At 30.5% G+C, this 24,476-nt stretch carries 27 protein-coding genes; 6 read left to right on the plus strand and 21 right to left on the minus strand.

Annotated features, from left to right (window positions below; translation table 11 throughout):
- The 6 genes from H2277_RS00725 to H2277_RS00750 form a co-directional block, all read right to left on the minus strand.
- Window positions 1-215: glycosyltransferase family A protein (locus H2277_RS00725; RefSeq protein ID WP_337200605.1), on the minus strand; the 215-nt coding region annotated here is incomplete at its 3' end.
- 2 nt (window positions 216-217) lie between these two features.
- Complete coding sequence (gene glf, locus H2277_RS00730) at window positions 218-1,336, minus strand: UDP-galactopyranose mutase (protein WP_337200497.1); 1,119 nt, start codon at window positions 1,334-1,336, stop codon at window positions 218-220.
- Window positions 1,336-2,304: a UDP-glucose 4-epimerase GalE gene (gene galE / locus H2277_RS00735; RefSeq protein ID WP_337200498.1), complete on the minus strand. Its 969-nt coding sequence runs from the start codon at window positions 2,302-2,304 to the stop codon at window positions 1,336-1,338. The genes glf and galE overlap by 1 nt, the downstream gene beginning before the upstream one ends.
- Complete coding sequence (locus tag H2277_RS00740) at window positions 2,301-3,599, minus strand: UDP-glucose/GDP-mannose dehydrogenase family protein (RefSeq protein WP_337200499.1); 1,299 nt, start codon at window positions 3,597-3,599, stop codon at window positions 2,301-2,303. Before H2277_RS00740 ends, galE begins: the two co-directional genes overlap by 4 nt.
- Before the next feature lie 3 nt (window positions 3,600-3,602).
- On the minus strand, window positions 3,603-4,559 hold the full coding sequence (locus H2277_RS00745; protein WP_337200500.1) for a UDP-glucuronic acid decarboxylase family protein: 957 nt from the start codon (window positions 4,557-4,559) through the stop codon (window positions 3,603-3,605).
- 293 nt (window positions 4,560-4,852) lie between these two features.
- Window positions 4,853-5,656: a glycosyltransferase family 2 protein gene (locus H2277_RS00750; RefSeq protein ID WP_337200501.1), complete on the minus strand. Its 804-nt coding sequence runs from the start codon at window positions 5,654-5,656 to the stop codon at window positions 4,853-4,855.
- Window positions 5,657-5,714: 58 nt separating this feature from the next.
- Here H2277_RS00750 and waaF point away from each other — a divergent pair, with 58 nt between their 5' ends.
- Window positions 5,715-6,668, plus strand: coding sequence for a lipopolysaccharide heptosyltransferase II (gene waaF / locus H2277_RS00755; RefSeq protein WP_337200502.1), 954 nt, complete (start codon window positions 5,715-5,717; stop codon window positions 6,666-6,668).
- On the opposite strand, the gene gmhA is transcribed toward waaF, so the two are convergent.
- The 4 genes from gmhA to H2277_RS00775 are packed head-to-tail and all read right to left on the minus strand — an operon-like array spanning window position 6,644 to window position 10,043.
- On the minus strand, window positions 6,644-7,204 hold the full coding sequence (gmhA, locus tag H2277_RS00760; protein WP_337200503.1) for a D-sedoheptulose 7-phosphate isomerase: 561 nt from the start codon (window positions 7,202-7,204) through the stop codon (window positions 6,644-6,646). The two genes, waaF and gmhA, sit on opposite strands and share 25 nt — an antisense overlap.
- Window positions 7,197-8,585, minus strand: a complete 1,389-nt coding sequence (gene rfaE1, locus H2277_RS00765; RefSeq protein WP_337200504.1) for a D-glycero-beta-D-manno-heptose-7-phosphate kinase — start codon at window positions 8,583-8,585, stop codon at window positions 7,197-7,199. Before rfaE1 ends, gmhA begins: the two co-directional genes overlap by 8 nt.
- Window positions 8,578-9,528 carry an ADP-glyceromanno-heptose 6-epimerase gene (gene rfaD / locus H2277_RS00770; RefSeq protein ID WP_337200505.1) on the minus strand — a complete coding sequence of 317 codons (951 nt, stop codon included), beginning with the start codon at window positions 9,526-9,528 and terminating at the stop codon, window positions 8,578-8,580. Before rfaD ends, rfaE1 begins: the two co-directional genes overlap by 8 nt.
- Window positions 9,525-10,043 carry an HAD family hydrolase gene (locus H2277_RS00775; protein WP_337200506.1) on the minus strand — a complete coding sequence of 173 codons (519 nt, stop codon included), beginning with the start codon at window positions 10,041-10,043 and terminating at the stop codon, window positions 9,525-9,527. The genes rfaD and H2277_RS00775 overlap by 4 nt, the downstream gene beginning before the upstream one ends.
- 160 nt (window positions 10,044-10,203) lie before the next feature.
- Here H2277_RS00775 and H2277_RS00780 point away from each other — a divergent pair, with 160 nt between their 5' ends.
- Window positions 10,204-10,506 carry a c-type cytochrome gene (locus tag H2277_RS00780; protein WP_337200507.1) on the plus strand — a complete coding sequence of 101 codons (303 nt, stop codon included), beginning with the start codon at window positions 10,204-10,206 and terminating at the stop codon, window positions 10,504-10,506.
- A 32-nt stretch (window positions 10,507-10,538) separates the two neighbouring features.
- On the opposite strand, the gene H2277_RS00785 is transcribed toward H2277_RS00780, so the two are convergent.
- Both H2277_RS00785 and H2277_RS00790 read right to left on the minus strand, forming a co-directional pair.
- Window positions 10,539-10,742, minus strand: coding sequence for a cbb3-type cytochrome oxidase assembly protein (locus tag H2277_RS00785; protein ID WP_337200508.1), 204 nt, complete (start codon window positions 10,740-10,742; stop codon window positions 10,539-10,541).
- A complete protein-coding gene (locus tag H2277_RS00790) occupies window positions 10,735-13,095 on the minus strand; it encodes a heavy metal translocating P-type ATPase metal-binding domain-containing protein (RefSeq protein ID WP_337200510.1) in 2,361 nt (786 codons plus the stop codon). Before H2277_RS00790 ends, H2277_RS00785 begins: the two co-directional genes overlap by 8 nt.
- A gap of 137 nt (window positions 13,096-13,232) precedes the next feature.
- Here H2277_RS00790 and rho point away from each other — a divergent pair, with 137 nt between their 5' ends.
- Both rho and H2277_RS00800 read left to right on the plus strand, forming a co-directional pair.
- Window positions 13,233-14,531, plus strand: a complete 1,299-nt coding sequence (rho, locus tag H2277_RS00795) for a transcription termination factor Rho (protein WP_337200511.1) — start codon at window positions 13,233-13,235, stop codon at window positions 14,529-14,531.
- A 2-nt stretch (window positions 14,532-14,533) separates the two neighbouring features.
- A complete protein-coding gene (locus H2277_RS00800; RefSeq protein ID WP_337200512.1) occupies window positions 14,534-16,057 on the plus strand; it encodes a DNA polymerase III subunit gamma/tau in 1,524 nt (507 codons plus the stop codon).
- Here H2277_RS00800 and H2277_RS00805 read toward each other — a convergent pair whose 3' ends face one another.
- The 9 genes from H2277_RS00805 to H2277_RS00845 form a co-directional block, all read right to left on the minus strand.
- A complete protein-coding gene (locus H2277_RS00805; protein ID WP_337200513.1) occupies window positions 16,058-18,163 on the minus strand; it encodes a cation-translocating P-type ATPase in 2,106 nt (701 codons plus the stop codon). It lies immediately after the preceding gene.
- A gap of 2 nt (window positions 18,164-18,165) precedes the next feature.
- Window positions 18,166-18,360 (minus strand): heavy-metal-associated domain-containing protein, encoded by a 195-nt coding sequence (locus tag H2277_RS00810; RefSeq protein ID WP_337200514.1) that lies wholly within the window; start codon window positions 18,358-18,360, stop codon window positions 18,166-18,168.
- Complete coding sequence (locus tag H2277_RS00815; RefSeq protein WP_337200515.1) at window positions 18,357-19,310, minus strand: cation diffusion facilitator family transporter; 954 nt, start codon at window positions 19,308-19,310, stop codon at window positions 18,357-18,359. The genes H2277_RS00810 and H2277_RS00815 overlap by 4 nt, the downstream gene beginning before the upstream one ends.
- A 63-nt stretch (window positions 19,311-19,373) precedes the next feature.
- Window positions 19,374-19,868, minus strand: a complete 495-nt coding sequence (locus tag H2277_RS00820) for a threonine/serine exporter family protein (protein WP_337200516.1) — start codon at window positions 19,866-19,868, stop codon at window positions 19,374-19,376.
- Window positions 19,865-20,641, minus strand: coding sequence for a threonine/serine exporter ThrE family protein (locus tag H2277_RS00825; protein WP_337200517.1), 777 nt, complete (start codon window positions 20,639-20,641; stop codon window positions 19,865-19,867). Before H2277_RS00825 ends, H2277_RS00820 begins: the two co-directional genes overlap by 4 nt.
- Window positions 20,642-20,770: 129 nt before the next feature.
- Complete coding sequence (locus H2277_RS00830) at window positions 20,771-20,998, minus strand: hypothetical protein (RefSeq protein ID WP_337200518.1); 228 nt, start codon at window positions 20,996-20,998, stop codon at window positions 20,771-20,773.
- A 12-nt stretch (window positions 20,999-21,010) separates the two neighbouring features.
- Window positions 21,011-22,432 carry a DUF3373 family protein gene (locus tag H2277_RS00835; protein WP_337200519.1) on the minus strand — a complete coding sequence of 474 codons (1,422 nt, stop codon included), beginning with the start codon at window positions 22,430-22,432 and terminating at the stop codon, window positions 21,011-21,013.
- An 81-nt stretch (window positions 22,433-22,513) separates the two neighbouring features.
- Entirely contained in the window at window positions 22,514-22,996 is a 483-nt protein-coding gene (locus H2277_RS00840) for a peptidylprolyl isomerase (RefSeq protein WP_337200520.1), read from the minus strand.
- Between the two features lie 9 nt (window positions 22,997-23,005).
- Entirely contained in the window at window positions 23,006-23,713 is a 708-nt protein-coding gene (locus tag H2277_RS00845) for a YebC/PmpR family DNA-binding transcriptional regulator (RefSeq protein ID WP_337195314.1), read from the minus strand.
- A gap of 110 nt (window positions 23,714-23,823) precedes the next feature.
- Between H2277_RS00845 and H2277_RS00850 the strand changes: the two genes are divergently transcribed.
- Together H2277_RS00850 and H2277_RS00855 are read left to right on the plus strand one after the other, a co-directional pair.
- On the plus strand, window positions 23,824-24,165 hold the full coding sequence (locus H2277_RS00850) for a multidrug efflux SMR transporter (protein ID WP_337200521.1): 342 nt from the start codon (window positions 23,824-23,826) through the stop codon (window positions 24,163-24,165).
- The gene (locus H2277_RS00855) at window positions 24,162-24,476 is read left to right on the plus strand and encodes a DMT family transporter (RefSeq protein WP_407928546.1); all 315 of its coding nucleotides are present in this window, start codon (window positions 24,162-24,164) and stop codon (window positions 24,474-24,476) included. Before H2277_RS00850 ends, H2277_RS00855 begins: the two co-directional genes overlap by 4 nt.

Consider the following 24,476-nt stretch of genomic DNA (forward strand, 5'->3'; position numbering starts at 1 on the left):
TTAATTCCTCCATTTTTTTTATCAAATAAAATAAATCTTTCATCTTTTAAAGTGTATTCTTTGGCAATGTTTAATGAATTTTCATCAGTACTTCCATCATTAACTAAAACAACTTGTAAGTTTTTATAAGTTTGATTGATAACACTGTCTAAACATTCTTTTAAATAATCTTGGATATTGTACATTGGAATAACTATGCCTACTACTTTATCCATATTCATATATTCTCCTTTGCAAATTTTAAAATTCTATCCACAGTCTTATCCATATCATAGTATTTATAATCCCCTAATCTTCCTAAAAAATATATATTTTTAAATTCATTTGCCTCTTGTAAATATCTTTCATATAGTTTTTGATTTTCTTCATTAGGTATAGGATAATATCTTTCATTTTTTCCTTCTTCAAATTCACAAGGATACTCATAAGAAAGTATTGTTTTTTCTGATTTCTCATCAAGATAATATTTATACTCAACACTTCTTGTAAAATCAAAATTATTAGGATAGTTCATTTGCGCACATGATTGCATATATTCTTTATCGTATTTTTCAAATTTGATATCTAAGCTTCTATAAGGCAACTTTCCAAATTTATAATCAAAAAATTCATCAATAGCACCTGTATAAAAAAGATTTTCATAGTCTAGCTCTTTTTTTGCCTCTTTAAAATCTACATTTAATCTAAGCTCTATTAAAGGATGATCAAGAATATTCTCTACCATCTTAGTATAACCTTCCTTAGGTATAGCCTGATAAGTGTCTTGAAAATATCTATCATCTTTGCTAATGTATATAGGCACTCTAGCACTCACACTCGCATCAATATGTTCAGGATCAACACCCCATTGCTTACTTGTGTAACCTAAAAAAACTTTTTTATAAATATATTCAGCTAGAAATTTTAGATCTTCATCTTTAGAATTTCGCAATTCTAAAATAGTGGTTTTTGTATCAAATTCATAGCATTTTAAAAGTTTTTCTTCTAAATTAAAAGCTATTTTTTTAGGAAAAACCTTATATAAGCTGTCCAAATTAAAAGGAATATTAACCTCTTTTCCATCAATATAAGCTCTGACTTTGTAAAAAAAATAATGCCACTTTGTAAAGCGACTTAAAAAATCCCAAACTTCTTTTATGCTTGTATGAAAAACATGAGGACCATATTTATGGATAGTGATATTGTTTTTTTCATCTTTATAATCATACACATTGCCACCGATATGATTTCTTCTATCGATGATTAAAACTTTTTCTTTTTTTTCCTCGACTATCTTTCTTGCCAATACTGCACCACTTAAGCCGCTGCCAACGATTAAATTTTTTATTTTCTCCATTAAAATTTCCTATTTATTTCCCATTCCCAAGCTGTTTTGACAATATCTTTAATATCTTTATATTTTATTTCCCAGCCTAAAATTTCCTTCGCTTTTTTATTATCAGCAAATAATTTCGCAGGATCCCCTGCTCTTCTTGAAGTATATTTTACAGGACATTTTTTGCCACTAACTTCCTCGGCTGCTTGTATGATCTCTTTTACACTAGTCCCCACCCCTGTTCCTAAATTGATACAACCACTATATTGACTTAAATTTTCTAAAGCCAAACGATGAGCACTAGCAAGATCTTCTATGTGTATATAATCTCTTATACATGTTCCATCTTCTGTATCATAATCCGTTCCAAAAACATTAATGCACTCTATTTCACCTTTAATAGCTTTTAAAACAAGTGGGATAAGATGGGTTTCAGGATCATGACTTTCCCCTATATCTTCCATAGCTCCAGCTGCATTAAAATATCTTAAAGAAATATGTCTTAAACCATAAGCTATTTCATAATCTTTAAAAATCTGTTCCACCATAAGTTTAGTTCTGCCATAAGCATTGATAGGTTTTTGTGGATGATTTTCATCTATAGGGGTGTATTGTGGCTCTCCATAGGTTGCACAAGTGCTCGAAAAAACTATATCTTTAACATTATGCTCCAACATAACATTTAATAAATTTAAAGTCCCAATGATATTATTTTTATAATATTTTTGAGGATCAACAACACTTTCGCCCACATAAGCAAAAGCTGCAAAATGGATTATGGCATCTATTTTTTCATCTTTAAAAACTTGTTTTAAAGAATACAAATCCAATAAATCAGCATGGATAAATTTAGCTCTTTGATCCACTGCTTCTTTATGACCATAAATTAAATTATCAATAACAATACAATTATAACCATGATCTAAACAATGCTTAACAGTGCAAGATCCTATATAACCAGCTCCGCCTACAATTAAAAGATTTTTCATCTTCCAACTCCGCTATACACAAATCCCACTTCTAAAGCTTTTTCTTTATCCAATAAATTTCTAAAATCTAAAATTTTTTTATGTTTCATCAAACTAGAAATTTGATTTAAGTCAAGTTCCCTAAATTCTTTCCATTCTGTTAAAATAACAAGCAAGCTACTATCTTTTATAGCTTCATAAGCATCTTTTGCATATTTTATTTGATCTTTTAAAATACTTTTAGCTAATTCCATAGCCTTTGGATCATAAGCATGAATTTTAACACCCCCTTTTAAAAGTTTAGAAACAATTTCTACAGCTGGAGATTCTCTACAATCATCTGTGCCATCTTTAAAAGCAAGTCCTAAAATAGCAACTTGATCATTTTTTAAATCATCGATGCAAGATAAGATTTTTTGAGTGATTTTGTCTTTTCTTTCTTCATTGCCTTTAATCGCAGAATCAATTAAACTCAAATTAACATCATTTTTCTTACCCATAAAAGCCATGGCTTGAGTATCTTTAGGAAAACAAGAACCACCATATCCTGGGCCTGGATTTAAAAATCTATTTCCTATTCTACTATCAAGCCCCATACCTTTTGCAACCTCTAAGATATCAGCTCCTGTTTTTTCGCAAAAATCTGCCATTTCATTGATATAATGAATTTTGATTGCCAAAAAAGCATTAGAAGCATACTTGATTGTTTCAGAAGATCTTCTATTAACAAATAAAATTTGACTCTTATTTTTAAATGGAGCATATAATTCTTCTATAACTTTTTTAGGTTTTGAAGAATTTAATCCCACTACTATACGATCAGGATTAAAAAAATCATACACCGCAAAACCTTCTCTTAAAAATTCCGGTAAAGAAATAACATCAAATTGAGCTTTTGGATTTTCTTGCAAAAGAATTTTTTCTATCTCATCGCCTGTACCTACTGGAACTGTTGATTTTGTTGCTATTACAGCGTAATGATCTAAATTTTTTGCGATATCTCTTACAGCAGCATAGATATACTTTAAATCAGCTTCTTTTGTTAATGGATGCGGAGGAGTTCCAACGGCAATAAGAATCAAATCAGCATTTTTCAAACCCTCTTTAATAGAAGTAGTAAATTTTAATCTCTTATTTTCTAAATTTCTTAAAAAAATCTCTTCCAATCCTTCTTCATAAAGAGTGATTTTTCCATTATTTAATTCATTGATTTTTTTCTCATCTATATCAACACAAATCACATTATTTTCAAGCTCTGCAAAACAAGCACCGCTTGGAAGTCCTACATAACCCGTTCCAATAATACATATATTCATTGATTAGCCCCTAAATTCATGAATGCAAGTTTTAAAATATTCTATAGTTTTATCTAAACCCTCGTCTAGTTTTATTTTTGGTTCCCATTGGAATTTATCTTTTGCTAGAGCAATATCAGGACGCCTTTGCGTTGGATCATCTAAAGGTAAATCTTTATAAATAATTTGTGATTTTGAATTTATTTTTTCTATAACTTTTTGAGCAAGTTCTTTGATGGTAAATTCACCTGGGTTTCCAGTATTAATCGGACCGGTAAATTCTTTATCGCTATTCATAACTTTTATCATAATATCAATAAGATCATCAATATAACAAAACGATCTTGTTTGAGTACCATCCCCGTAAACAGTGATATCTTTGCCACTTAAAGCTTGACAAATAAAATTACTCACAACCCTACCATCATTAGGATCCATATTTGGCCCATAGGTGTTAAAAATTCTAATCACTTTTATGTCAACATTTTCATGTCTATGATAATCAAACATCAAACTTTCTGCACACCTTTTTCCCTCATCATAGCAAGCCCTAATGCCTATAGGATTTACATTTCCTCTATAACTTTCACTTTGAGGATGCATGATCGGATCGCCATATACTTCAGAAGTTGAACCTTGTAAAATAGTTGCATTATGTTTTTTTGCAAGCTCAAGCATATTTAAAATCCCAAGCACGCAAGTTTTAGTTGTTTTTATAGCATATTTACCTTGATAAGCTGGCGGAGAAGCTGGACAGGCGAGATTGTAAATTTGATCTATTTTTTCACCAATTTCTAAAATATCACAAATATCATGTTCGATAAAGCTAAAATTTGGATTTTCTAATAAATTCTTTATATTGCTCATTTTTCCTGTATAGTTATTATCAACGCATATAACCTTATCACCATTTTCAATGAGTCTTTGGCATAAATTAGATCCAACAAAACCACTTCCACCAGTTACCAATATCGTTTTCATTTTTTCCTCCAAAAGATATTATTTTAAAGTTAAAAAATAATTATTAATTAAATAGATTAAGATAATAATTTTGTAAATAAATTATAACCTTTAATGACTTTTTTATGTTTAAATTTTCAATACTCGCTATAATTTAAATAAAAAACTGCTAATTTTAAACTAAAAATTATTATTTTTACATTAAATAAAAACAATTATTTTATAAATAAAATATTAATTTTAAAAATTATTAAAAAATAAATAAGGCATAAAATATTTTATAATTTTCAAGAAAGATATGTTAGAATTACCATTTACAACCTTCCCTCTAAACCTTTAATTTCTTTTTCCAAATTTAAAAAAAACTTTTCATTAAATTCCCAAAAATCATTTTTGATTGTTTTTAAGATCTCTAAGCTTTTCTTTTTATCTTGGTAATTTTGCCATAAAATTTCTTTATTTTTATTTTCATACCTACCTTTTTCATTAAATTCATAATGATAAAGACATTCTTTAAAAACGGCTATTTTTTCACACAACATAAAATAAAAATAGCAAAAAAGTACATCTTCTCCATAACAAAGTCTTTCAAAAATATCAATTTTTTCAAAAATTTTAAAGATTAGATCTTTTTTAAAAACCTTTGCCCAAACCGACCAACAATAATGCTTTTGATTGGTTAAAAACTCTAGAAATTGTTCTTGAGTAAAAATTTCATTCTTTTTAAAACGATAAAATTGCTTAGTTTTTACTCTATGAACAAAAGCATCAAAACAAAGTAAATCGAACTCGGATTTAATGCTATAAAAAGCCACTTCACAAGCTCTTAAAGGCAAAAAATCATCTGCATCTAAAAACATCACAAAATCAGCACTTGATTTTAAAACTCCTAAATTTCTACTTGCAAAAGTACCTAAATTCTTATCATTTTTAAAAATTTTTATTCTTTGATCTTTTTTTGCAAATTCTAAGGCTATTTTTAAGCTTTCATCTTCGCTTTTATCATCGATAATTATAATTTCTATATCTTTAAAAGTCTGATCAATAGAGCTTTGCAAAGCTCTTGGAAGAAATTTTTGAGCATTATATACAGGAATAATAAGACTTATTTTTGGCATGATTTTCCTAATTTTTTGTTAAAATTATAAAAAATTTTATCTAAATTTTAAGGTTTTCATGAAAATTTTCATCCATCTTCCCACTTGGTTAGGCGATGCTGTGATGGCTTCAGCGGCTTTATACGGCATAAAAGAATATTTTAAAGACGCTGAGTTTATTCTTTATGGATCTTTTGCATCTACCCAGCTTTTTAAAAATTTTTCCTGCTCTAAAATCATCATAGAGGATAGAAAAAAACGCTATAAACAAGCCTTAAAACTACGCAAAGAATTTAAAATAGACTTTGCCATATCTTTGAGATCAGCCCTATCTTCTAAAATTATTTTAAATATATTAAGAGTAAAAAAAAGATATTTTTTTAACAAGCGTAATTTTAAAGAAGAACATCAAGTTTTAAAATACCTTTATTTTATAGAAAACTCTTTTAAATTTAAAATTCATTCTAAAGAACTGCAACTCCCAATCAAAGCAAGATTTTCACATCCATTGATACTTAAAAATGGTAAAAAAATTCTAGGGATCAATCCAGGAGCTACTTTTGGAAGTGCCAAGCGTTGGGATGCTAAATATTTTGCCGAGGTGGCAAAAGAATTTTCAAAAAGCCATGAAATTTTAATTTTTGGAGCCGGTAATGGTGAACAATTTCTTTGTGATGAAATCGAAAAGCTTTTAAAAAAGTCAAACATTAAAGCTAAAAATCTTTGCAATAAAACAAGCATTCAAACCTTATGCCAAAATATAGCTTTTTGCGATCTTTTTATCACAAACGATAGTGGCCCTATGCACATAGCAGCTGCTTATAAGATAAAAACCATTGCTATCTTTGGTCCTACCAAATTTACTCAAACCTCGCCTTGGCAAAATCCTAATGCAAAATTAGTGCATTTAAATCTAGACTGTATGCCTTGTATGCAAAAAACTTGCCCTTTAAAACATCATAAATGCATGAAAGATTTAAAACCTGAGTTGGTTTTAAATCTTTTTCATCAAAACTCCTCATCGACCATTTGACAAAGTGCATGGATGATTAAAATATGCATTTCTTGAATTCTTGCTGTATCATAACTTGGCACAACAAGGTTGTAATCGCAAATTTCATTCATCTTGCCTCCACCTTTTCCACTTATTCCTATGCAAAGCATTTTAAGCTCTTTTGCTTTTTTAAAAGCCTCTAAAACATTAGGACTATTTCCACTCGTTGATATTCCCACTAAGATATCTTTTTCACTTGCCAAAGCCTCAAGCTGTCTTGAAAATACAAACTCAAATCCGTAATCATTGCCTATAGCGCTAAGCGCTGAAGTATCAGTGGTTAAAGCTATACCCGCTAAAGCCTTGCGTTCTTTTTTATAACGACCGCTAAGTTCAGCAGCAAAATGCTGAGAATCTGCAGCACTTCCACCATTTCCACAAATAAGAATTTTGCCATGTTCTTTTAAGCACTGACATATTAACTCACCTGCTTTTGCAATTTGCCCTTTAAGAATTTCACTCGCTTTTAATACTTCTTGATGCTCTTGCCATTCTTTTTCTATAAGATTAATCATTTTGTTTCCTAATTTTTTCTATAATTTTACTCGTGCTAAAACCCTCTTCAAATTCGATCAATTCAACCCTTGAAACAAGATCAGCCCCTACAACTTCCTTACCTTGATAATCAGCACCCTTAACCAGAATATCAGGCTTTAAATCCGCGATTAATTTTAAAGGCGTATCTTCATTAAAGATCACAACAAAATCCACAAAATAAAAAGCAGCCAACATACAAGCCCTTTGAAACTCTGAATTTATAGGTCTTTCACTTCCCTTTAAGCGGCGCACACTCTCATCAGAATTTAGCCCTACTATCAACATATCACCTAACTTTTTCGCTTTTTGAAGATACTTTATATGCCCAAAATGCACTATATCAAAACATCCATTAGTAAAAACGACTTTTTTATTTTTATCACTTAAAATTTTCATAAGCTCATTTTTACTAACAATTTTTTTCTCCAAATCACTTCTTTTAAAGCTTTTTATCTCATCAAAACTCACACTCACACTACCTACTTTACTCACAACAACCGCTGCTGCCTCATTGGCAATTTCACAAGCTTTAAAAATATCCACTTTATTTGCCAAACAAAAAGCTAAAACCGCGATCACACTATCCCCTGCTCCGGTAACATCATATACTTCCAAAGCCTTAGCTGGTGCAATGTGTAATTTTTGATCATAAACAGCAATTCCCGCCTCTGAAAGAGTGATCATGGAGTATTTTAAATTAAAATCATCTTTTAATTTTTTAATGCCTTTTTCTAAATTCTCTCCATCTAAATTTTCAAATTTTAAGGCTTCTAAAGCTTCTTTTTTGTTTGGAGTAAGTAAAGTCGCACCGCTATATTTGCTAAAATCACTCCCTTTTGGATCGATTAAAATAGGAATGTTTAATTCATTAGCCTTTTGTATAAATGCTTTGCATACCTTAGAGGTTAAAACTCCTTTAGCGTAATCACTTAAAATTACTGCTTGAAAATCTTTAATATATTTGCAAAATAAAGCGATAAGCTCTTCTTCTAAAACTATATCATTTACATCTTCTTCATCAAGCCTTAACACTTGCTGATTATGTGCCATAATACGATTTTTAAAAGGAATTTTACGCCCCGTTTCGATCAAAAACTCACCTTTTAAATTCTCTTTTAAAAACTCACTATTTCTATCATCCCCTATAACACCCAATGCAAAAACATCCGCTCCTAAGCTTTTTAAATTCGCATAAACATTTGCAGCCCCACCGAGCCTTTGATCTTGCTTTGAAGTTTTTGCCACTAAAACAGGGGCTTCTGGACTAATACGCGAACAATCACACCAAGTGTAATTATCCACCATAAAATCCCCAATAATAAGAATTTTAGGTCTTTGCTGACTTAAAAATTCAAGCATTCACTTCCTTTTCAAAAAGTCGTTTAATTTCATCTAAATAATCCTTAATTCCTGCTTCAAGACTAAATTTTGGCTGATAAGCCCAATCTTTAGAAAGTTCAGCTTGAGTGTGAAATTGATAAGCTTTAACATAAGGATTTGGGATATATTCACAAGGTAAATTTGTGCCCAGTTCTTTTTGCAAAATATCAACTATATCTTGAAAAGTCCTTGCTATACCACTACCTACGTTATAAACTCCGCATTTAGAATCAAGCGCAACTAAATTCGCATCAATCGCATCTTTAATATACACAAAATCTCTATAAATTTGGTCACTCTTTTCAAACAAACGAGGATTTTTACCCGCTAAAATTTGATGGCCAAATTGCACCACCATAGATGCGGTTTTGTTTTTATAAAATTCACCTTTTCCATACACATTAAAATATCTAAGTCCAACAAGATGGGCTTTATCGTAGTATTTTCTTGCAATTTTATCCATCATAAGTTTTGAAAATGCATAGGGATTTTTAGGATCTTCAACCCCAACTTTTTGAGGACTTGGTTGATTGCCGTAAACTGAAGCAGAACTTGCATAAATCAATTTTGCATTGATATCTATACTTAATTCTATAAAATCTTTAAAAGTATTTAAATTTGTTGTTAAAATTTTATTTTGATTATAAACTGTAGTATCTGAAATAGCTGCTTTATGAAAAATCACATCAGGCTTAAAGTTTTTAATCTTTTGCAAGGTCTTTTCATCTCTAATATCTCCAACATAAAGCTCGCCATCAAAATCGAGCAAATTTTTAAAATGCCCAAAACATTCTAAATTTCCATTATCTAAAAGTTCATTGCTTGACATTTTATCAATGATTAAAATTTCATGATCTTTTTGCAATTCTAAAGCAAGTCCAGATCCTATAAAACCTGCTCCACCCGTAATGGCTATTTTCATTTATTGTTTCCTTTCTCAAAAAAGCTTAAAACTTCTTTTAAATTTGCAAATTGCTTGAAAAAATTTCCTTCTTTTTTTTCTTGACTAACTAAAATCAAAGTTTTGATATTTGCATTAAAACCCGCTTGCATGTCGCTTAAGTTATCTCCTATAAATACAGAATTTTCCATATCTATATCAAATTCTTTTTTAGCCTTTAAAAGCATACCAGGTTTAGGCTTTCTACAATCACAATCTTGCAAATGCGGACAATGATAAATTTTAGAAAAATGAATTTTTTCCTTTTCAAATTCTTTCAAGAGAAAATCACAAAGCTTGGAAAAATCTTCCTCGCTATAATACCCTCTTGCGATGCCTGATTGATTTGTGACAATAAAAAGCAAATAATCTTTCTTTGAAAAATAACGACACAAATCAAAAATGCCTTCGCAAAATTCAAAGTCTTCGATTTTATAAACATATTTTTTATCGATATTTATAACACCATCTCTATCTAAAAACAATCCTTTTTTCATAAGAAATATTATAATATATTTTAAAAAAATATCAGCTTTTAAAACAAAAATTTATCAAAAAATAATCAATTATATTTATTTTAATAATGATTAAGGAGATTATAAAAATATAAGATATATAATAGCTTTGACATTAAATTAAATTAAGGAGAAGTGTCAAATGAAAAAAATGTTAGTAATCTCTGCATTAGCATGTATCGGCGTTTCAGCATTTGCTGCTGATGGTGCAACTCTATTTAAAAAATGTGCAGTATGCCATGGTGCAAAAGCTGATAAAGTTTATTTAAATAAAGTTCCAGCTCTTAAAACTCTAAGCTTTGAAGAAAGAGCGCAAGCACTTAAAGAATATAAAGCAGGCACAAGAAACAAATTTGGTCAAGGTGCTATTATGAAAATTCAATTAAATAGCTTAAGCGAAGCTGATTTAGAAGCTGTTGATAAATACATCGAAACTTTAAAATAATTTCAAAGCTTTCATTAATTTACGATGAAAGCTTAATCTCTCTTATCTTTCAAAGCCTTTTTTTTGCGGTTTTCAAGTTCTATAGCATCACGCAAAGACTCTTCATCATCATTTAAAGTAACAAATTTATAATCATCATCAAATTGTTTGGTTTTTATCCCCCAAAGTAAGATAGTTAAAATCACACAAAAACCAAGAATTGAAACAGTTATCATCATCGTAATCACACTATTCATTTTTTATCCTTAAAGCATTTAAAACCACCATTATACTACTAAAAGACATAGAAATTGCTGCAATTAAAGGATTGATAAGTCCTAAAAAAGCTAAAGGTATGGTGCAGGCATTGTAAAGTAAAGAAAGAGCTAAATTTTGCTTGATAATTTTATAAGTATTTTTTGAAATTTGCATAGCATTTTTTAAAGAATTTAAATCATTTTTTAAAAGCAAAATATCACTATTTTCAATCGCCAAATCACTCCCTTCACGCAAACTCACAGAAACAGCAGCGTATTTTAATGCCAAAGCATCATTAACCCCATCACCCACAAACAAAACTTTTTTATTTTGACTTAATTGCTCTATAGTTTGCATTTTTTCTTCAGGCAAACAAGCAGCTTTAAAATCAGAAATTTCAAGCTCATTGGCAATTTTTTCAACTGCTTTATAATTATCACCGCTTAAAATCATCACTTGAGTTTTTATAGATTTAAGATAAGCAATCAAGTCTTTAGCTCCTTCTCTTAGAACACTTGAAAATTCAAAATAAGCCAAAACCTCATCATTTTTAGCAAAAATAAAATGAGAATTATTAAATTCTTTATCAAAAACTATGTTATTTTCTTGTAAAAATTTCAAATTTCCACCTAAAAAAACTTTATCGCTTATTACAGCCTTAATGCCTTTTGCTTGTATATTACTCACTTCTTTAAAATCCAAATTTAAACGTTTAGCGTTTTTATTTTGACTCAAAAATTGTGCAACACTTTTTGAAATCGGATGATTTGAAAGCGAAACAAAGGTATAAATTTCATCAATATTTAACTTTTCGTGCAAGAAAAAATCTCTCACCTCTAAATTAGGCTTAGTTAAAACTCCTGTTTTATCAAACACAACCATATTGCATTTTGAAAGATCTTCAACCACACTTGAACTCTTAAATAAAATTGCTTTTTTTAGTGCTCTACCGAGTGCTACAAGATTACTAACTGGAGTAGCTAAAGCTAAGGCACAAGGACAAGCTATGATTAAAACTGAAATGGCATTGATTAAAGAAATTTCAATTCCAGCTTTATAATAAAAAAACCACACTAAAAAGCATATCAAAGCAAAACTTAAAACCACGCGAGAGAAATAAGAAGAAATTTGAGAAACCAAGCTTTCAAGTTTTGCTTTTTTCATACTTGCAAATTCCAAAAGTTTTATGATTTGACTTAATTTAGAATCATTATAAATTTTACTCGCCTCATATTCAATACTTCCATCTAAAACAATACAAGCAGAATTAACTATATCGCCTTGTTTAACCAAGCAAGGCTCATTTTCTCCGCTTAAAGATGAAGTATCTATACTTGCTTCACCTTTTTTACAAATTCCATCGATTAAAATTTTATCTCCGCTTTTAAGTAAAATCCTATCCCCTACACACACTTTTTGGACTTCTTTAAGACTAAAATCTTTTCCATTAAAAACCATAACCTCATTTTGCAAAAAATCATTCAATCCATCTATAGTATCTAGGGCGCGTTTTTTACTAAACATTTCAAGATATTTTCCTATAAATACAAAGCAAATGATCATCGCAACTGAGTCAAAATAAACCTCGGAAGATCTTGTAAACATAGCCCATAAAGAATAACTATACGCCAAAGTAGCGCCGCTAATGACTAAAGTATCCATATTAAGGTTTTTAAGTTTTAAAGATCTCAAAGCGCTTTTATAAAAATTAGATCCGGTATAAAAAAGAACAGGAGAGCAAAGAATGAATTCAAAAAAATTCAAAATATCCTTTGTATCTCTATCCATACCACTAAAAAAACCAGCATATTTTGCTACGGCAATCCACATGATATTCATCACACAAGCAATACCCACTACAAGCTTAGAATAAAAATCCCTTTTCATTAAATCAGCTTTTTTCGAGTTTTTAGCAGGATTATACGCACTTGCTTTATAGCCTATGCTTTCGATTAAATTTAAAATTTGACCCAAAGAAATACTTTCTTTATCAAAAACTATTCTTGCTTTATGACTTAAATGATTGATATCTAGCTCTAAAATTCCTTTCTGCTTGATTAAAATTTTTTCATTAAGCCATACACAAGCTGCGCATTCAATACCATGAATCATAAGATAAATTTCACTAAAACCTTCCTTAGTTTGAGTAATAAATTCATCATAATTTTTATTTGAAAATTCTAAATTTACAGGCTTTAAAGATCGATCTCCTAATCTTTCATAAAATTCATCCAAGCCCGTTTCATGCAAGATTTTCCAAACACTCTCACATCCTTTACAACAAAAAAATTTATCTTTATAAAGAATCATTTGGGATTTTTGATAACTTAATCTACAATGTTCACATTTCATAATTAATCTTTAAAAAATATTTTTTTATAATTATAAACAAATATATGCAAATTATTTGACAAAAAGTATATTTTTTTATTAAAATCACAATTTTAATTTACTACTGCAAATGACTGCATAATTTCTTGCGAGGGCTTATGGAAAAAGAAAAAAAACAACATCAAAGAACCCATATTCCAGTTGAGGGTTATAAAATAGAAGACTTAAAATTACTTGATTTAGAAAATTTAGTCAAAATTGCAAACGAATGCGAAATAGAAAATCCACGCGAATTTCGTCGCCAAGAACTTATTTTTGAGATTTTAAAAGCACAAACTAAAAAAGGCGGCTTTATACTTTTTACCGGAATTTTAGAAATTTCAAGTGAAGGTTATGGCTTTTTAAGAGGTATGGATTCTAACTTAAGCGATAGTGTTAATGATGCTTATGTTTCTAATTCTCAAATCCGTAAATTTGCATTGCGTGTAGGCGATATCGTCACAGGACAAGTTAGAGAACCTAAAGATCAAGAAAAATATTACGCACTTTTAAAAATCGAAGCGATCAATTACATGCCTTTACAAGAAGCTAAAGAAAGGCCATTATTTGACAATCTAACTCCAATTTTCCCTACTGAAAAAATCAAACTCGAATACGATCCTATGAAATTAACAGGACGTGTTTTAGATCTTTTTACTCCTATAGGAAAAGGGCAACGTGGACTTATCGTAGCACCACCTAGAACAGGTAAAACAGAACTTATGAAAGAATTAGCAGCTGCAATTGCTAGAAATCACCCAGAAATACATCTAATCGTTCTTTTAGTTGATGAAAGACCTGAGGAAGTAACCGATATGCAACGTTGCGTTAAGGGTGAAGTTTTTAGCTCTACTTTTGATTTACCTGCTTACAATCACGTTCGCGTTGCAGAACTTGTTATAGAAAAAGCAAAAAGAATGGTTGAAACAGGCAAGGATGTCATCATTTTACTTGATAGTATCACAAGACTTGCTAGAGCTTACAACACAGCAACTCCTAGCAGTGGAAAAGTTTTAAGCGGTGGCGTGGATGCCAATGCACTGCATAAACCAAAACGCTTTTTTGGAGCCGCTAGAAATATAGAAAATGGTGGATCTTTAACCATCATAGCTACAGCATTAATCGACACCGGTTCTAGAATGGATGATGTGATTTTTGAAGAATTTAAAGGAACGGGGAATAGTGAAATCGTACTTGATAGAAATATTTCTGATAGAAGAATTTATCCTGCAATCAATATCATCAAATCAGGAACAAGAAAAGAAGAACTTTTACAAGGTGTTGCAGAGCTTCAAAAAATTTGGGCAATACGCTCGGCTATTTCTCAAATGGATGATATTGAGGCGCTTAAATTTTTATATTCTAAAATGCTAAAAACTAAAGATAATGTCGAACTTTTATCTATAATGAATGAGTAAAAATGCTTCAAGCACTAGCCGTTAAATACAGACCAAAAACCTTTGATGAGCTTATAGGGCAAAAAACTGTTAGCACGAGTTTAAAATACGCACTCAATAACAACCGCCTAACCCATGCTTATCTTTTTTCAGGTTTAAGAGGTAGTGGAAAAACCTCTAGTGCTAGAATTTTTTCTCGAGCTTTGGTTTGTGATCAAGGGCCTAGCGATACTCCTTGTGGAACTTGTAAGCAGTGTATCGCGGCTTTAGAGGGAAAACACATCGATATTATAGAAATGGATGCGGCAAGCAATCGTGGTCTTGAAGATATACAAGCTTTGATCGAACAAACTAAATACGCTCCTTCTATAGCTCGTTTTAAAATTTTCATTATCGATGAAGTGCATATGCTTACCCCACAAGCTGCAAATGCGCTTTTAAAAACCCTAGAAGAACCACCAAGCTATGTAAAATTTATACTTGCAACCACCGATCCTTTAAAACTTCCCGCTACGGTTTTATCAAGAACTCAACATTTTCGCTTTAAGCAAATTCCACAAAGTGAAATTCAAAATCATCTTAAAGAAATTCTCATCAAAGAAAATGTTCGTTTTGAAGAAGAAGCTTTAAAATTTCTTGCAAGAAGTGGCAATGGATCTTTAAGAGACACGCTGACTTTACTTGATCAAGCTATTATTTTTTGTCAAAGTGATATTAGTGTACTTAAAATCACTGATATGTTAGGCTTTTTAGATCCGAATAAAATCAAAGAATTTTATCATGCCATTTTAATCAAAGATAAGGAAAAAGTTTTTGAATTTTTAGATGAGCTTAAAGAATATGAAGCCTCTAGCGTTATAGATGAGATGCTATTTTATCTTAAAGAAAGTTTTTTTGCTAGAAGCACTGAATTTTCAACTCTAATTTATGAAAGATTTTTCCGTATTTTAGCTCGTGCTAAAAATATGATTTGCGACGATGATGGCTTTACGCTTTGTGTGATGGCTTTTATGATGATGGAAGCAAGTTATCTTAAAGAAATTGATACGCAAATCAATGAAATCGAACAAAGAAAAGCTGAAAATATTACTCCAAAAATCACGCCGATTTTAGAACAAAAAATTAAGGAAAAACCAAAAAATGCCTATGAAGTGCTTTTAGAGGCTATATATGATAGAGATTATGAACTTGGGGAATGCTTTGAAAAAAGCACTCGATTTATCAGTTATGAAAATGAAATTTTAACGATAAGTTCTAACGCAACAGGAGAAAATCGTACTCAACTTAACAAAGGCTTTAAACTCATACAAGAGCTTTTAAAAGATAAATTAGGACAAAATGCAAAAATTGCTGTGCAAAAAGAAATAAGCATTGATGAAAGCAAACTCCAATCCATCACTCAAGAGCCTAGCACTCCTTCAAATTCAAAACTCGATCTTAATTCATCTTTTAAAGAACTCAAACAAGGTGCTAAAAAATTTAATCCCGAGGAAGACATTAAAGAAGCCTTGAAAGATTGCTTTGGAGAGCCTCAAATTCAAGAATAATCAAATATTTTTTAACCGCAAAGAATTCAGCACAACAGTTATAGAGCTAAAACACATAGCTAAGGCTGCAAAGTGCGGACTTAAAGTCACGGAAGGTACAAAACCCGCTGCAATAGGAATACAAAGTGTATTATAGATAAAAGCCCAAAAAAGATTTAATTTGATTATTTTTCTTGTTTTTTTAGAAAGAGAAAAGCAATATAAAATATTTGCTAAATTTTCCTTAATCAAAATAAAATCCCCTGTTTTTTTAGCTAATTCATTAGCCTTTGAAAAACTCATACTCACGCTTGCCAAAGACAATCCAGCTGCATCATTTAAACCATCTCCTACAAATAAAGCATCTTTGGAATTTTTGATGATTTGAAGTTTTTCTTCTGGCTTTAATTGCGCATAAAAATCATCTATATTCAATTCTTTAGCTATTTTTTTAACACTTTCTTGATTATCTCCGCTTAAAATAACACTTTTAATCCCTTGTTTTTTTAATCCTACGATGAGTTCTTTTGCGCCCTCTTTTAAAGAACTATCAAGCAAAACTCCCCCTAAACAATGAGAATTTTTTGCGAAATACACCTTGATACTGCCTAAATTTTTAAATTGATTAAAAAATTGATCGCATTCTTTAGTATCTATGCCTTTGCTGTCTAAAAAATACCGACTTCCTATAAAATACGTATCATCATTTTCTTTATAAATCATACCCGCACCAACTACAATTTCACTCTCGCCTTTTAACTCAACATGGATATTTTTACTCAAACTTTTTGCAATAGGATGCGAACTTAAAGTTTCTATTTCACAAAGTTTTTGAAAATCATCTTGATTTAGATTATGCTTAATAATCTCTAATTCTTCTTTAGTTAAAGTTCCAGTTTTATCAAAATAAGCAAGTTTAATGTGACTTAATTTTTCTAAAGCAGCAGGATTTTTAAGTAAAATAAAATTTCTAGCTGCATTTGAACTTGCTACAACTAAAGCAATCGGCGTTGCAAGACCTAAAGCACAAGGACAAGAAATCAAAAGCACAGCACAAGCATGCAAAAAAGCTGCATTTAGATTTGTCCTAAAAAGCCAAAATAAAAATACACATGAAGCTAAAATGATGATAGATGCTACAAAATATTTAGAAATTGTATCCGTTAAAGTTGCTAATGGGGTTTTTATATTTCCTGCATAAAAAACTAAATTTTTAATTTGCTCTAAAGTGCTATCCATTGCTTTTTTATTTGCTTTAATTTTTAACATACCATTTAAAACAATGCCACCTGCTTGCACTTCATCGTTTTCTTTTTTTAAAACAGGAAAAAATTCTCCATTTAAAAAACTCATATCCACTTCAGCACTTCCATTTAAAATCACCCCATCAGCAACAATACTTTCACCTTCTTTGACTAAAATAACATCTCCAGCTTTAACAAAAGCACTAGAAATTTCTTTAACTTCATCATTTTCAAGTAAAATTCTTGCCTTTTTTGTATCAATTTTTTCAAGATTTTTTTGATAACTTTCAGCCTTGAGTTTGATTTTATTTTCAAGATATTTTCCTAAAAGCACAAAGGAGATAATCATCATAGCGCCACTAAAATACAAATGCTTTTCATTAAAAATTTTAAAATAAACCAAACAAGAATACACAAAAGCACTCATTACTCCTAAAACAACAAGGGTATTCATATCTAAATTTTTATTTTTTAATCCAAAAAAAGCATGGGAAAAAAAATCTCTCCCGCAATAAAAAATCCCAAAAAAGCTTAAAAGCATTTGCATATTTTGCGAAAAGAAACTTTGATCAAACATTTCAAAATACATCACAACAACACTTAAAACTATACTTAAAAGCAAATTTTTTCTAAGCTCTATATGTTTTTTTATTTTATATTCTTCTAAGCTTTGCTCATCTTCTAAAATTTCAAAACCTAAATCTTTTATTTTTGTTAAAATTTCTTTGCGTTTTTCATCCTTTTGGATGAGAAAAATTCCACTCGAATTCACATAAGAAACACTAGCTTCTTCAACGCCTTCTATTTTTTTACATGATCTTTCTATGGCATTAGAACAATTAATACAAGTCATCTTTCCTATTTTGACACGAAATTCTTGCATTTTTACATACGCTCCACAATATCAAATCCTAATTCCTGAAATTCATTTTTAAATTTTTCTAAGTTCTCTTCTTGCAAATCCACGCTTAAAATTTTATTTTCCAAATCTATGTCAATCAGACCATACTCATCTTGTAAAGAATTTTTTATCAAATTAACACAATTTGCACAATTTACATTTTTTACTTTGAATTTCATTGATTTTCCTTTTTTATAATACTTGGTTGTATTGTAATATGTCCTATATTAAAATGCTCTAAAAGCTCGCTTGAAAGCTCTTGATAAAGCTTTTCAAATTCTAGCAATTCTTTGATATCTACTTCGATATGTAAAGTTGCCACAAACATTTTATTTGTGATTTCTACGATATGTAAATCTAAAATTTTATTCACTTGATGATGTTTTAAAATCAAGTCTTCAACACTTTTCACATCTACAGGAGAAGTTTCTAATAAAATATTGATACTTTTTCTTAATAGCTTAATTGACCATCTTAAAAGCAAAAAAGATAAAATCAAAGCTAAAATCGTATCAATATAAACAATTTGAGTATAGTAAACAACAATTCCACCTATAATCACAACTAAAGATCCAAGTAAATCGCTCATCATGTGTAAAAAAGCGGACTTCATATTGACATTATCTAAATTTGCGCCTTTAAACATCAAAAAAGCATTGAAAGCATTGACTAAAAAACCCGAAATTGCAACAATAATCATAGTTTTTGCATCTATATCTACTGGATAAAATAATTTTTCTATGCTCTCATAAATGATAAAAATTGCAGATAATATAATCGTTAAAGCATTAATAAAAGCCACCAAAATTTCTAATCTAAAATAACCAAAAGTTTTTTGATCATCTTTAAATTTTTCAATTGCAATGATCGCAAAAAAACTAAGAGCTAAAGCAAAAACGTCAGAGAACATATGCAAAGTATCGCTTAATAATGCCAAAGAATTTGAAAGTATAGAATATACAAATTGTATAAGCATCATTAAAAAAGTCATAATAAGAGATATTTTTAAAATTTTCTTATCCACATTACGCGCATCTGAATGATCATGATGATCATGATGATGGTGCTCATGATGGTGATGATCGTGGCATTTTTTAACTAAAGGTTTGTGTGATAGATACTTTTGCATTTTTATCCTTTTTATTATTATTGTAAGATATTAAATTAACAAAAAGATAAAAAATGAAAAAAATTAATGTCTTCTTATATGTCTTGTCATCATAAAACTTTGCTCAAAAAAGATAAGCAAAGTCACACTCACCCCTATAGCCAAAGCTAAAGTTACAGAAACAGTGGTTAAAAAATAATCAAAAAATTGCACCAAAAAATCAGTTTTAGCCTGAAGATCATCACTGCGTATAAAAGAAATCAAATACAAAATCGCTTTATAAGCATAAATTCCAGGAATCATCGGTATAAGTGCTGGAAAGGCTATGATTTCAGCTGGAGTTTTTATAATCTTAGCCAAAATTATACCCAAACAACCTATGCAAAAAGAAGCTATAAAAGTTGCTATTGCCAAAGTTTGAAAATGAAAATATTCTGTTAAAACAAAACGAAAACCATGAGCAATAGCCGCTAAGAACGCAGAAGCGATCAAAGTCTTTAAAGGAGGATTGCAAGCATAAGCAAATCCAAAACCAGCTAAAGCTGCAAAAAACATATCTTTTAAAACAAATTCTATCATCTTAAAATTCCAAAATCAGTTAAACTAAGTGTCATATAAATTCCAAGTGCTATACAACAAATCAAAATCCCAACGCTAATAATACGGCTTACACCCATCAAAATATGATCTTTAAGTATGTCAATAACTGAATTAATAAAAAAAACACCAGGGATAAGATATAAAATGCTAGAGCCCAAAGCCACATCCGATGTATTAGTATAACCCATATTAAGCCCTAAAAAAACAAAGCCTGAAGAGACAAAAGAACAAATAATGTATTGAATTCTTAAATCTATTTTGATTTTTGTCAAAAAAAATCTTAAAACTAAACCCAAAAAAGTTCCAAAAAATACTAAAATACCTGAACCAAAATCTCCTCCAAAAAGCCTACAAAAAGCTGAATTTGCTACAGAAACTAAAAGAAGAGTGCTTATAAAAGAATGTTTTTCTTGATGAATCACTTCATCAAATATTGCTTTTGCTTTTTCAAGATCATATCTATGATCACATATAGCCCAACTTAAAGCACTTAAATCTAAAATGATTTTAAAATTAATATAAGCATGATGATTAGGAATGACATAAGTTCTATGTTTGGATTTATCACTCCTATCTACGATATTTAAAGTAATATGATGAAAAAAGAAATTAATATTGATCTCATAACCATAAACTTTAGCGATTCTTTCTACACATTTAGCTACCCTAGATGTATAAGTTCCAGCTCCTAATAAAGTTTTAGTATAGACTATAAGAAAGTTAGTTAAACTTTGTATATCAGGCTTTTGCATATATATTTCTTTGTGATTAAAATTGATCTATTATAACAAATTTTTAAAATAAAAAATATAAATTGTAAGAAAATTTCTAAATTTTAAGGAAGTCAAAAGAAAGATAAAAGCGGCTTTAAACCGCTTTTATTATTTACCAGCAACTGAAACTTGATTTGGATTATCCGCTGCACGAGCAACCATGCACTCTTTCAAAACTGAAGCGTCATTGGCGTCTTTAACCTTTTTACTCACCCAACGTTCAATTTGTTTCATTGTTTTTGATTCTGGTTCTGGAGCTTCATATTTTGTCATTAAGCTAGCACAATCAGCTAAAGCAATGATAGGCAATAAACCTAAAAAAAGTAATTTTTTCATATCACTTACTCCTTAAAATTTAACATTATACATTAACATAACATTATCAGCTCTTGATTTTTCTTTCTTAGCTCCACCAAGTGGCAACCCACGATTTCCCCATTTATTTTGGATATTAGTATAGCTTAATCTTAAGAATTGATATCTATCAAGCTGATAAATCACATAAACATCATTTGCTATACCTCTAGTCATTCTTATATTAAGCGGATCGTTGATGCTTGGACGGCTCATAGTATACCAGTATCTGCTTCCCCAGAAGAACTCATAACCCACTTTTAAAGCTCTTGTAAAGTCATAGCGCCCACCTACATGCACCGCATAACCATCTTTTTCATTAAAGCCTAATAAAGCGCTAGTTGCTTGAGGTGCTTTCATCCAAGAAGTATTTGCATTGCTTCCATTGTAATACCCTAAAGATGCAAACCAGTTAAAGTCAGTTCCAAAGGTATTGTAGTTTTCAAAATGGATATTAGCAATAGTTGCATCACCTAGATTTTTAACACCTGCTCCACCAATTAAACCATTCATTACAGAATTGCCAGTATCAACTGGTAAAGAGAAATCAGTCATACGCGCTATGTTGAAAATAATCAAGTTATTTCCCATGCTACCCAAAGGAAGTTCTCCTTCTACCGCTGCATAGTAAAGATTTGCATCCGCATCTTGTTGATCACTCATCCAATCTCTTACTTTTCCTTCTTCATCCCATTGATAAGCTTTACCATAAGCTGCACGGATCGCTACTTTATGATCTTGTAAGCTTTCAGGTTTGTAAGTGATAACCGCAGCATCACCTAAAGTGTTGATCGCTAAAGCCGGATAGGTTGATTGTCTTAAAGCATTGTTTCTAAGATTTGTTCCAGGACCATCGGTTCCAGGTTGTCTTCCTATAGTTGCAATCCACTCAGGTGTGATGTAATAATCAAGATAAGCTCTATCTACATAAAGAATAGGACCACTTGTTCTTGTGTTTCTTCCTGCATCTAGCTCAAGTGGATCTCCACTCCATCCCATTTGAGACCAGTTTTTAGCCATAGACAAACGACCATAGAATTTAGTTTTTTCATTGATGTCTGCATTCATATTTAAATGAAGTTCCATCATCCACTTGTTATTTGCATGATAACTTGTAGTAGGAAGTTTGTAGTTTGTGTTTGAAACGGCATTTGAGAATTCAAGTCCGAATTTAACTTTACTTAAAGCAGCTTGGAATTCATTATCATCTGCTCTATCGTTAAGATCAGCGAGTTCAGCTTTAACTTCTTTGTTTTGCTTAGCTTGCGCTTCTCTTTCTTTTCTGATTTCTTTTAACTCAGCTTGAATGTTTGCAAGCTGCTTTTGAAGCTTAGTGATTTCATCATCTGCAGTTTGTGCAAAAAGTGATGATGAAAAAATACAAGCACTCAAAATAATTGAAAACTTAGTTTTCATGAAATAACTCCTTGTAAATATTTCAATTCAAATTAAAATAATAATTTTAAGAAAAAAAAGCTTTAATTTAGATTATATTAATTATTTTTCGCTAATAATTTCTATATCTAAAATTTTATCCCCTTGGCAGATTGAGTCTAGAACCTCTAAGCTTTCTTCATCTTCTAAATCAATTTGCCCAAAAACAGTATGCACTCCATCTAAGTGAGGTTGTGGACTATGGCAAATAAAAAATTGTGATCCGCCCGTATCTCTTCCTGCATGTGCCATCGATAAAGTTCCGCGTAAATGCTTATGATCTTGATCATCACATTCGCAAGGAATTTCATAACCAGGCCCACCTATACCATTGCCATAAGGACAACCTCCTTGCACGACAAAATTTGGAATCACTCTATGAAAGGTTAGATCTTTGTAAAATCCTTCATTAGCTAGATTAGCAAAATTGCAAACTGTTTGTGGAGCTTCATCGGCAAAAAGCTCGAGTTTCATTGTACCTTTTTCTGTTTTGATTAAGGCAAATTTATATTTGCCTGCATCGGTGGTATCGATTTGTTTAAGCATTTTTTCTCCTTATTCTATGTTAGTATAAACAGCTTGAACGTCATCATCTTCTTCAAGTTTATCTAAAAGCTTTTCTATATCGTTAAGTTGTTCTTCACTAAAACTTAAAGGATTGTTAGCGATGTATTCAAGTCCAGCTTTTTTAAGCACCAAACCTTTAGCCTCTATAGCTGAGCTTAATTCTCCAAAAGCAGTATAATCTCCGCTGATAACTAATTCTTCTTCATTTTGTTCTAATTCTTCAAGACCAGCATCGATTAGATCAAGTTCTAATTCCTCTAAATCTCCTGTAAATTTTTCAAGATGAAAAACCGCTTTTCGATTAAACATAAAGCCTAAGGATCCATTTTGCAAAATTTCTCCACCATTTTTACTAAAAATTGCTTTTACATTTGCCACTGTTCTAGTAGGATTATCTGTCATGCATTCAACGATCACCAATACCCCGTGTGCTGCTTTTCCTTCATAATGGATGTTTTTTATATCCACACTATCTTTACCACTCGCACGCTTAATCGCCGCATCAATGTTATCTTTAGGCATATTATTAGCTTTAGCAGTCGCTATAGCACTTCTTAATTTTGGATTCATATCAGGATCAGGCCCACCTTCTTTGGCTGCTACTTGTATAGCCTTAGCAAGCTTAGGAAAAAGCTTACTCATCTTATCCCATCTAGCCTCCTTAGAAGCTCTTCGATATTCGAACGCTCGTCCCATAAGTTTCTCACTTTCTTAAAGATTTTTACGCTTGAAAGTATAAAACAAAAAGGCTGATTAAAGCTTTAAATGATATGATTTCGGTACTTAAAATTTTAAAAAGGATTGAAGTGATTATAGAAAAAAAGGGACTTTTAAAAGCTTGGTTTTTTTTGATATGCGCTATTGTTTTTGAAGTTTTGGGTACGAGTTTTTTAAAAATAGAAAACATAATTTTGGGCTATTTTTTTATGGCTATGTTTATCGGTTTTTCTTATTTTTTTCTAAGCAAAGCCATCAAAAAAATTCAAATTGGGATTGCGTATGCGATTTGGGAATTACTAGGCGTGATTCTTATCCTTTTAGTTTCTTTTATCGTTTTTAAAGAGAATTTAACCTTGACTCAAATTTTAGGCATTGTTTGTTCTATTGCTGGGATTATTATGATTAATATCGGAGAAGTTAAAGAGTGAAATTTTATTTTTTAATTATCATTTTGTCTGCATTTTTAGATATCCTTGCAAATTTATTATTAAAAAAATCCAATGGCTTTAAATATAAATTTTGGGGAATTGCTGCTATTTTTAGTGCTATCTTAGCCTTTTTTCTGCTCTCTTTTGCTTTAAAATATATGCCTTTAAGTATTGCTTATTCGACTTGGGGTGCTATAGGGATTATCGGAACTTGTGCTGGAGGGTGGATTTTATATAAAGAGAAATTAAATAAAATAGGAATTTGCGGCGTTTTTTTAACTATATTAGCTGTGATTTTGCTTAATCTTTAG

Origin of the sequence: Campylobacter sp. W0014, assembly GCF_020135975.1 — a bacterium.
Taxonomy (GTDB): domain Bacteria; phylum Campylobacterota; class Campylobacteria; order Campylobacterales; family Campylobacteraceae; genus Campylobacter_D.

Bases quoted from the DNA above. Each gene is read 5' to 3' on its own strand.
- H2277_RS00820 (WP_337200516.1), bottom strand. From the start codon at position 19,868: ATGATAGAATTTGTTTTAAAAGATATGTTTTTTGCAGCTTTAGCTGGT.
- H2277_RS00840 (WP_337200520.1), bottom strand. From the start codon at position 22,996: ATGCTTAAACAAATCGATACCACCGATGCAGGCAAATATAAATTTGCC.
- glf (WP_337200497.1), bottom strand. From the start codon at position 1,336: ATGGAGAAAATAAAAAATTTAATCGTTGGCAGCGGCTTAAGTGGTGCA.
- H2277_RS00800 (WP_337200512.1), top strand. From the start codon at position 14,534: ATGCTTCAAGCACTAGCCGTTAAATACAGACCAAAAACCTTTGATGAG.
- H2277_RS00780 (WP_337200507.1), top strand. From the start codon at position 10,204: ATGAAAAAAATGTTAGTAATCTCTGCATTAGCATGTATCGGCGTTTCA.
- galE (WP_337200498.1), bottom strand. From the start codon at position 2,304: ATGAAAAATCTTTTAATTGTAGGCGGAGCTGGTTATATAGGATCTTGC.
- H2277_RS00830 (WP_337200518.1), bottom strand. From the start codon at position 20,998: ATGAAAAAATTACTTTTTTTAGGTTTATTGCCTATCATTGCTTTAGCT.
- H2277_RS00815 (WP_337200515.1), bottom strand. From the start codon at position 19,310: ATGCAAAAGTATCTATCACACAAACCTTTAGTTAAAAAATGCCACGAT.
- rho (WP_337200511.1), top strand. From the start codon at position 13,233: ATGGAAAAAGAAAAAAAACAACATCAAAGAACCCATATTCCAGTTGAG.
- H2277_RS00810 (WP_337200514.1), bottom strand. From the start codon at position 18,360: ATGAAATTCAAAGTAAAAAATGTAAATTGTGCAAATTGTGTTAATTTG.
- H2277_RS00805 (WP_337200513.1), bottom strand. From the start codon at position 18,163: ATGCAAGAATTTCGTGTCAAAATAGGAAAGATGACTTGTATTAATTGT.
- H2277_RS00790 (WP_337200510.1), bottom strand. From the start codon at position 13,095: ATGAAATGTGAACATTGTAGATTAAGTTATCAAAAATCCCAAATGATT.
- gmhA (WP_337200503.1), bottom strand. From the start codon at position 7,204: ATGATTAATCTTATAGAAAAAGAATGGCAAGAGCATCAAGAAGTATTA.
- H2277_RS00745 (WP_337200500.1), bottom strand. From the start codon at position 4,559: ATGAAAACGATATTGGTAACTGGTGGAAGTGGTTTTGTTGGATCTAAT.
- H2277_RS00785 (WP_337200508.1), bottom strand. From the start codon at position 10,742: ATGAATAGTGTGATTACGATGATGATAACTGTTTCAATTCTTGGTTTT.
- H2277_RS00775 (WP_337200506.1), bottom strand. From the start codon at position 10,043: ATGAAAAAAGGATTGTTTTTAGATAGAGATGGTGTTATAAATATCGAT.
- rfaD (WP_337200505.1), bottom strand. From the start codon at position 9,528: ATGAAAATAGCCATTACGGGTGGAGCAGGTTTTATAGGATCTGGACTT.
- H2277_RS00740 (WP_337200499.1), bottom strand. From the start codon at position 3,599: ATGAATATATGTATTATTGGAACGGGTTATGTAGGACTTCCAAGCGGT.
- H2277_RS00845 (WP_337195314.1), bottom strand. From the start codon at position 23,713: ATGGGACGAGCGTTCGAATATCGAAGAGCTTCTAAGGAGGCTAGATGG.
- rfaE1 (WP_337200504.1), bottom strand. From the start codon at position 8,585: ATGCTTGAATTTTTAAGTCAGCAAAGACCTAAAATTCTTATTATTGGG.
- H2277_RS00835 (WP_337200519.1), bottom strand. From the start codon at position 22,432: ATGAAAACTAAGTTTTCAATTATTTTGAGTGCTTGTATTTTTTCATCA.
- H2277_RS00825 (WP_337200517.1), bottom strand. From the start codon at position 20,641: ATGCAAAAGCCTGATATACAAAGTTTAACTAACTTTCTTATAGTCTAT.
- H2277_RS00750 (WP_337200501.1), bottom strand. From the start codon at position 5,656: ATGCCAAAAATAAGTCTTATTATTCCTGTATATAATGCTCAAAAATTT.
- waaF (WP_337200502.1), top strand. From the start codon at position 5,715: ATGAAAATTTTCATCCATCTTCCCACTTGGTTAGGCGATGCTGTGATG.